Here is a 9,600-nt window from a genome sequence, read left to right on the forward strand (position 1 = left end):
GGCGTCCGAGCTGCCTGTTCTTCGAACAGCTCGTGAATCGTCTTCTCACGCGGGTAATCCGTTGTCGTATCATTGAACTGCTGCAAGATTAGCGCTTTTTCCGCCTCGGTGGCGATATCCACCGCAGAAAGTTTTGTCTTCGGGTTGTCCGCAATCGAACCGATAAGCTGCCTGAAATGCTGCCCCATCCGCTCAACAGTCTCGCGTTTGAACAACGAAGCCGCATATTCGAGGCTGCATGCTAGTATCTCTTCATTTTCCGAGGCAAAAAGTGTCAAATCAAATTTCGCGACAGTATGTTCATGCGGGTAGGATTTTACCTGCAATCCTTCGATTTCGTGTTCGATAGAAGATTCCAAGTTCTGCAGAACAAAAGCGGTGTCGAACAGCGGATTGCGGCTCAAATCCCTTTTCAGATTAAGCTTACCCAGAAGTTCGTCCAGCGGATAATCCTGGTTATCGAACGCTTTAATCGTACTTTCCTTCACTTCTTGCACAAAGTCCACAAACGTTTTATCCCCTGAAGGATAATGGCGGATAGCTAATGTATTGACAAACATGCCGATCAGATTCGCGAGATCTGCGTGCTGTCTTCCGGCAATAGGGGCACCGATGACCATGTCTTCTTGTCCGCTGTATTTGAATAGCAATGTTGAGTAGGCGGCTAGCAGTACCATGTACAACGTCGATCCCGTCTGTGCTGCAATCTGTTTCAAGGCATCACTTTGCTGCTTATCAATAACGAATTCATACGTGCTTCCATCAAAGCTTTTCGTTGCAGGCCGTGGAAAATCGGTAGGTATATCAAGCACTGGCAACTCACCGGAAAACGTTAAGAGCCAGTCCGCCTCTTGCTGTCTGTCACGTTCAGCCTTCTCCTGCTGCCACGCCGAATAGTCTTTGTACTGAATGCGCAGGGGTGGTAGTTCCTCAGATTGATACAACCGGACAAACTCCTGAATCAACAAGTTGACAGATACGCCATCGGAGATGATGTGATGCATGTCAAAGAGCAGGATGTGGTGATCTTGCCCGTTTTCAATTAGACCTACACGCATAAGAGGGGCTTCCTTAAGATCGAACGCTCGTACAAAGCTGCGAACGATTTCAGCGTTATCCTCCTCTGCCGCCCGCATATGCTCAATGGCAAATTCCACTTGCGGATGAACACGCTGAACGGGTTCGCCGTTAACCGCTTCAAAGCTCGTACGAAGCGTTTCATGACGCGCAATCAGTTTGCGGAAGGCCGTCGTCAACTGCTCACGGTCCAGATTTCCTTCGAGAACCATCGCACCCGGCATATTATAGCTGAGCCCAGCACCCGATAACTGGCTCACCATATACATCCGCTTTTGCGCGGAGGATACGGGGTAGAACTCGCTTTCGCTAATGACCGGAATGGACACATAGTCAGCGTGCTCACCGTCCGCAATGACTTTCGCCAAAGCTTCGATTGTCGGGCTTTGAAAAACGTCCCTTAGCTGTATATTTTTGTTCAACTCTTTATGAATGGCCGATACCAACGTTGTTGCCCGCAAAGAATGGCCGCCGATTTCAAAGAAGTTGTCCTTGACTCCAACCTTGGGAAGTGCTAGAACGTCCTGCCAAATGGCTGCCAATTGTGCTTCAAGATCAGTTCGAGGCGCTTCATATTCTACGCCGGTCTGTGAAGCAGCATCCGGTATCGGCAGAGCTCGCCGGTCGACTTTGCCGTTAGGATTCAGAGGGATCTGCGCCATCTGCACGAAGTAGGCAGGCACCATGTAACCCGGCAGTTCTTGCAGCAGCTCTTTTCGCAGCTCGATAATGGATATCTCCCGATTGGAGGTGAAATAAGCGCACAAATATTTTTGTCCATTCTCATCTTCACGCGCAATGACCACCGCTTCTTGCATAGAGCCCGTTTTCAAGAGTTCCGCCTCTACTTCGGCAAGTTCAATCCGATAACCGCGGATTTTCACCTGTTCATCGATCCTTCCTTTATACTCCAGCGTACCGTCTGCCCGCCACCTGGCTATATCACCTGTCCGGTAACAGCGTTTTCCACTTTCAAAAGGGTGCTCGATAAACTTTTCCGCTGTCAGCTCTATGTGATTCAAATAACCCCGCGCTACGCCATCGCCTCCGACAAGAAGTTCTCCCCAAGCCCCGAGAGGCGCTAGCTTCAGCGTTCGATCCACGACATAAGCTGTCGAATGCGTGATCGGTCGACCAATCGGCACCGCTTCCGCTTGTTCGTTCTCTATCAAATGAGTGGTGGAGAACGTTGTATTTTCCGTAGGGCCGTATCCGTTTACGATACGAAGAGACGGATTGTCCCGCAGTACCCGGTTGATGTGAGGAACGGACAGCACATCGCCGCCGACGATAAGCGTGCGAAGGTTGCCGAACAACTTGCTTTCCTGCTGAGAAAGCTGATTAAATAACGGCGAGGTGAGCCACATTGTGGTAATGCCGTACTTCTGTATAGCTTGCTTCAGCTTCGGCCCCTCCAGAATAACATCCACTGCTACCAGATAGAGCTGTCCTCCATTCAACAGCGCTCCCCAAATTTCGAACGTCGAGGCATCGAAAACTACGGCCCCTGTCTGCAGAATGCGCGTTTGCTCGTTAAACTCGGCATAATTCGTGTTTTTGACCAAGCGCACGACATTGCGGTGCTCGACCATGACCCCTTTCGGTCTCCCCGTTGAGCCTGACGTATAGATGACATACGCGAGATCGGAACTGCTGGTTGTTTGGAGATTCGATTGAGGGAGCAGCTCTTCTTCATAATGACCGTTATCGTTATTCAAAACGATCAAATTCTTAATAAGGCTGCCAGTGAAGGCCGCCGCCTGCTCACGAAAACGGCTATGCGTCAGCAGCAGGTTGATGCCCGCATCTTCGAGCATATAGCGGATACGTTCCTCCGGATAATCGGGATCAATAGGAACGTAGGCGCCACCCGCCTTCAGGACACCGAGCATGCCGACAATCATTTCGGTGGAACGCTCCGCCATAATACCGACGAGCTCTTCCGCTTGCATGCCTGATTCACGCAATTGGTTGGCTACCAAGTTTGCTTTAGCATTTAGCTCCCGATACGTCAATTTTTCCTCGCCGCAAACAACAGCGTCCTGCTCCGGCGTACGCTCCACCTGTTCCTCAAACAGCCTGTGAATCGTTTGATCCCGCGGGTACTCGACTGTCGCGGGATTAAACGCTACCAAGAGCTGCGTTTTCTCCGATTCAGATAACAAATCCACGCCCACAATCGGAAGCTCGGGCTTATATAAAACAACGCTAAAAAGTTGAACGAGATGTGCAGTCAACCGACGGACAGTCTCTTCGTCATACAGATATCCGTCATACTCGACATTCAACGAAACCATGCCGTTGTCGAAGTTGAAATGGAACGCCAGTTCTGATTTGATCTGTTCCATGTATGCGAACGTATGAAGCTGTCGCAGTGTCACTAGCGTATGGATTACAGGTACGCCGCTGGCATCCTGCGGGATGGCCATATGATCCGTGTAGTTCCAGAAAGGAATGTTCTGATGTTCGATTGCCGCAGCGGCTGACGATTTGATGTCGTTCAACAGGGTGCGGAATGTGCTGTTTGGATCCACCCGATTTTTGATAAGTAAAAGCGGGTTCATCATCGGGGTACCATCCTTCGATGAGCCGATTGTCGGAATACCGACGATCATCCGTTCTTCGTTCGTATAGGCATATAATAAACCTTTTACGCCTGCCAGCAGAATCATAAATACGGCTAACGGGGCTCCTCCAGAAATGGCAACGATTCGGTCGGATAGTTCGGAAGGAAATGTACGGGACAACGATTGGATGCTACTTAAAGTCCCCCCTTTGCTCAAAGTATTCGTGTAGGCGAGAGATGTAATCCGATCTTCACCGTCAAATTTGTCGAGCCAGTACGCTTTTTCTTTTTCAAATAAAGATTGCAATTGCTTCACTCCCATTCATTTTATTGTTCGCATGCAATGCCTTGCCGATTGGAACAGAAGCCGTCCGCTGTATGTTCCCTGTTAAGACGTGCGCCGCAGCAGTTTTTAACCGCAGCACACACCCTGCAGGGATTAAACCAACATCAATTAGAATGTAAAATCAATGGATTCCTGTAAAAGATCGCTTCGTTCAACACTTTCGGAGAGGTTGATTTCACTTATTTTTCGGGCAGGGTCTCTTCCGATCTCAGCCAAAAGCGTCAAGAAATCTTTAATGAGGCGATCCATGGCATACTTGTTGAACAGCTTGGTGCAATATTCAAACGATCCCCTCAATTTTCCCTCATCCATACTCATGGTTAAGGTCAAATCGAACTTGGCTACGTTATGTTCCTGGACATACGATTCGAACGAGAGCGAGTCAACTACTGATTGCTGTTTTTCGGTATTATTCATGACAAACATAGTATCGAACAACGGATTCCGGCCGGGGTCACGCTGAATATTCAATCGTTCCAGCAGCTCTTCAAGCGGGTATTCCTGATGATCGAATGCTACAAGCGTGCGCTCCTTCACTTCCAAGATGTAGTCGAGGAAGGCTTTGTCCTTCGCCGGATAGTTCCGCAGGGCCAACGTATTCACGAACATGCCGACAATCGGTTCAAGATCTGCGGACAAACGACCAGCTACGGGAGTTCCTACTATGACATCTTCCGACCCGCTGTACTTGGAAAGCAGCACCGTATAAGCAGCCATGAGCAGCATATATAGCGTACTTCCGGTATCAGACGTAAGTTTGCGCAGGCGTTCCGTTACTTCATCCTCTACCGCAAATTCCAGCAGCGCACCTTCGAAGCTTCGTTGAGCCGGTCTCGGATAGGCAATAGGAAAATCCAGTACGGGCAGTTCTCCTGCAAAATCGTTAAGCCAGATCAACTCCTGCTGCCGGTACCGCTCGCTTTGCATAGCTTGGCGCTGCCAAACTGCGTAATCCTTGTATTGAAGCTGCAGCTCAGGCAGCGATTGACCGGCATACAACTGCGCGAGCTCATGTACGATAATTTCTGCCGAGACGCCGTCAGAGATAATATGGTGCATGTCGTAAAGCAACATATGACGATCCAGTTCGAGTTCGATGAGACGTACGCGAAGGAGCGGCGCATATTGCAGAGCAAACGGACGGACAAAGCTGTGAATGTGCCTTTGCGATTCCTCTTCGGTCGCCTGCACGAATTCCATAACCAACTCTGTATTCGGGTATATCCGCTGCACAACTTCGCCATCTACCGTCTCAAAACCGGTCCTTAAGGTCTCATGTCGTTCAATGAGCTGTTGGAGCGCTTGCTCCAGCCTTTCCTTATTGAGCGGACCTTTCACTGTCAATATAGTCGGCATGTTATAACTGAGTTCTCCACCTGCGAGATGACTCAAGATATACAACCGCTTCTGGGCGGATGATACCGGGTACACAGCCATTCTTGCGGCTTTCGTAATGGCTGCGTATGGAGATGGCTGCAAGCCCGCAATAACTTTCGCCAGCTGCTCAATCGTCGGCGACAGAAATATGTCGCGCAGCGGCACGTTGATGTTCATCTCCTTGTATATCTTCGCTGCCAATGTCGTAGCCCGAAGGGAATGACCGCCGATATCGAAGAAATTGTCCGTTACCCCGACCCTCGGCAGCCGCAGTACTTCTTGCCATAGGCGTGCCAACTGGATCTCAGTACGTGTTCGCGGCGCCGCATATTCCTCACTCGCCTGCACACTTCCCTCAGGAGCCGGCAAGGCCTTGCGGTCGATCTTGCCGTTCGGACTCAGCGGCATTCGTTCTACCTGCACAAGGTACGTCGGTACCATGTAGCTCGGCAGCGTTTCGGACAAGCGGCTGCGAAGCTCGCCTACGGTCAGATCTATTTCTGCGACATAGTAAGCGCAAAGCAGCTTCTGTCCGTTCTCGTCTTCCCTGGCGACGACGACCGCTTCAAGCATGGCTTCCACGTTCAAAAGCTGCGATTCCACTTCGCCCAGCTCGATCCGATAGCCGCGTATCTTCACCTGGTGATCGATCCGTCCCAGGTATTCGATGTTGCCGTCCGGCAGCCAGCGCGCCAGATCGCCCGTTCGGTACATCCGCTGCCCATCCGCAAACGGATCATCCGTAAACTTCTCCGCCGTCAGCTCGGGACGGTTCAAGTAGCCTCTCGCCACGCCGACACCGGCGATGCACAGCTCTCCGGCTACCCCAATTGGCTGCAACTGCTGCGTTCCTTCCTTCACGATGTACAATCGCGTATTGTGAATCGGTTTGCCGATCGGGATGATCGGATACACGGCATCCGGCTCGCAATCGAAGTACGAGACGTCAACGGTTGCTTCCGTCGGCCCGTACAGATTGATCAACCGCGCACGGTTGATCGCGGCGACCGCCTGCTGGAAGCGTGCCACATGCTGCGGCGGCAAAGCTTCGCCGCTGGCGAATACTTGACGCAGCGATCCCAGCTGCTCAGCCAGTTTGCTGCTCGGCTGCTGCTCGGCGTAATCCAGGAAGGCGTGCAGCATCGCTGGTACGAAGTGCATCGTGGTTACACCACTGCGTTCGATGGTTGCCAAGATCCGTTCGGGGCTCTTCTCCCCGCCGACGGCCAGCATGCATACGCTGGAGCCAACCATCGCCCACCAGAACAGCTCCCACACCGACACGTCGAATGTGAACGCCGTTTTTTGCAAAATAACGTCCGTCTCGCCTATCGGATAACGCTCGTGCATCCACAAGATCCGGTTGATGACCGAGTGGTGCTCGATCATCACGCCCTTCGGCTTGCCGGTCGAACCCGACGTATAGATGACATACGCGACATTGCGCGGTCCGGCCAGCGGCTGCAGATTCGAGCTGTCTTCGGCGTACAGCGCTGCATCGTTCAAATCGATGACTTTGATGCTCAGCTCCGTAGGCAGGCGATCATTGAGATGACGTTGTGTGAGCAGGAGCTTAGCGCCAGAGTCCTCCAGGATGAAGCTTATGCGCTCTTCCGGATACTCCGGATCGATTGGCACATAGGCGCCCCCGGCTTTCAATATGGCGTAAATGCCGACGATCATCTCCAGAGAACGCTCGACCATGATGCCGACCTTATCGTCTGACAGGACACCCTCAGCGCGAAGCGTTCGCGCCATGCGGTTTGCTTGCTCATTCAGTTCGCGGTAAGTTAGCTGTTCGTCCTCGAACCGCACCGCGACACGATCCGGCGTGCGTTCTGCCTGCTCCTCGAACAGACCATAGATCGTCTTTTCGCACGGATAGTCTTTTTCTGTGTCATTGAAATCATGCAAAATTTGGGCTTTCTGCTGCGCTGTGATAATCTCCAAATCCGCAAGCTTCGTGTGCTGATTTTTCAATACAAGATCGATAATTTGCAGGAAATGTTCGACCATTCGTTCAATCGTCTCACGCTTGTAAAGCGAATCGGCGAATTGGAAGCTGCAGGCCACAACATTTTCCATATCCAATGCTTCCAGCGTCAGATCAAATTGCGCCGCAGTGTGACCGCTTGGGTAAGGTTCGATCTGCAAACCGGCATAATCCTGCTCCTGACGCGGTGTATGCTGCATCACGAACATCGTGTCAAACAACGGATTGCGGCTCAAGTCCCGCTTGATATCCAACCGTTCTATCAATTCTTCAAACGGATAGTCTTGATGCTCGAACGCTTGCAATACATGTTCTTTGACTTCCTGTAAGTAATTGTCAAATGACTTATTACCTGCCGGGTAACTGCGCAAGGCGAGCGTATTGACGAACATCCCGATGATCGGCTCCAGGTCCGTATGCGGTCTTCCCGCAATCGGAGAGCCTACGACAACGTCTTCCCGACCCGAATAGGCATACAGCAGCGTCGTATAGGCAGCAAGCAATACCATATACATCGTTGAGCCGGTTTGTGTCGCAAGCTGACGAAGCGAAGCGCTTCGCTCTTGATCAAGGGTGAAGGCAACGGTATCTCCACGGTAGCTTCTCACGGCCGGTCTCACATAATCGGCAGGCAGTTCGAGCACAGGAATCTCGCCATGGAATACATTCAGCCAGAAAGCTTCCTGCTTGCTTACCCAATCTTTATGGTCGTCCGTTTGCCGCCAAACCGCGAAATCCTTGTATTGAATCCGCAGAGGCAGCAGCTCTTCTCCCTTGTAAAACCGTACTAATTCATTGATGAAAATACCCATGGAGACGCCGTCTGAAATGATATGATGCATGTCAAAGAGCAGTAGGTGACGATCCTGTTCAAGCTCGACCACTTGTACCCGCAAGAGCGGCGCCATGCTTAAGTCAAAGGGGCGGATAAAGCTGCGAATCAGCTCTTCCGGTGGCTCGCCTCCCGCCTGTCGATAGTTCAGAGCGAATGGCACTTCCAGATGAATCCGCTGCACCGGTTCACCTTCTACGAGGTCAAAACTGGTGCGCAGCGTTTCGTGACGTACGATCATTTGGCGGAACGCCTCTTCGAATCGGCCAAGGTCAAGGATTCCTTCTATTGTCATGATACCCGGCATGTTGTAGCCGAGTTCCCCGCCTTCCAGCTGGCTTAAGATGTACAGCCGCTTTTGCGTGGAAGCTACCGGATAGTGCTCGCTCTCCTTAGCGACCGGGATAGAAGCATACACAACCTGCTTCATGCCCTCGACTGCCTCGGCAAATTGTTCGATTGTCGGATATTGGAACACGTCCTTGAGCGGGACGCTGCGTCCTAATTCTTTTTGCAGCAGAGAGACAAGGGCTGCAGCACGCAGCGAGTGTCCGCCTAGCTCGAAGAAATTATCTTGGATTCCCACTTTCGAAATACCGAGCACGTCCTGCCAAATCCGCACCAGCTTCGCTTCCAGCTCGTTGCGCGGTGCGGTATAAGCAGCCCCAGTCTGGCTGCTTCCGTCCGGCGCGGGCAGTGCCTTGCGGTCAATCTTGCCGTTAGGCGTCAGCGGCATCTGCTCCAGCTGCATGAAGGTAGACGGCACCATGTAGCCAGGCAGCTCAGCGCTGAGTGCGCTTCGCAGTTCGCTTGCCGCAAGCTCCCGGCTGCCGACGAAATAAGCGCACAGCTGGTTTTGCCCGGATGCGTCTTCCCGCGCGATGACGATGGCTTCCTGCACAGCCTCTACTTGCAAAATCTTCGCTTCGACCTCGCCCAGCTCGATCCGGTATCCGCGGATTTTCACCTGATGGTCGATCCGGCCCAAATATTCGATCCGGCCGTTAGGCAGCCATCTCGCGAGATCCCCTGTCCGATACATCCTCTCACCGCTAAAGCAACTGATGACAAACTTCTCGCTTGTCAGCTCCGGTCGATCCAGATAACCGCGAGCAAGTCCTACTCCTGCTACGCACAGCTCCCCAGGCACACCCACTGGCAACAGGTGTCCGTATGGATCAACGATATATACGTGATGGTTGGGCACCGGACGCCCGATGGAGATCAGACTTCCCGCATCAGGGTCGGTCGAAACCGGCCAAATCGACGTCGCTACCGAGTTTTCCGTCGGTCCGTATCCGTTGTAGTAGGCAACCTTGTCTTTCCACTTCTGAACGAGCTCGGTTGATGAAGCCGATCCGGCCGTAAATAGAATTCGCAGCCTTGGCATTTCATCCGGCTCCAGATAA

At 52.1% G+C, this 9,600-nt stretch carries 2 protein-coding genes; both read right to left on the bottom strand.

What is annotated here, in order from left to right; translation table 11 throughout:
• Nucleotides 1-3,950 (bottom strand): amino acid adenylation domain-containing protein (locus ABRS97_RS27655; RefSeq protein WP_367819401.1); only part of this gene is annotated, 3,950 nt, incomplete at its 3' end.
• A 147-nt stretch (nt 3,951-4,097) separates the two neighbouring features.
• Nucleotides 4,098-9,600, bottom strand: a 5,503-nt coding sequence (locus ABRS97_RS27660) for an amino acid adenylation domain-containing protein (RefSeq protein ID WP_483312513.1), incomplete at its 5' end; no start/stop codon positions are given.

Origin of the sequence: Paenibacillus tabacirhizosphaerae, from assembly GCF_040812395.1 — a bacterium.
GTDB lineage: Bacteria > Bacillota > Bacilli > Paenibacillales > NBRC-103111 > Paenibacillus_E.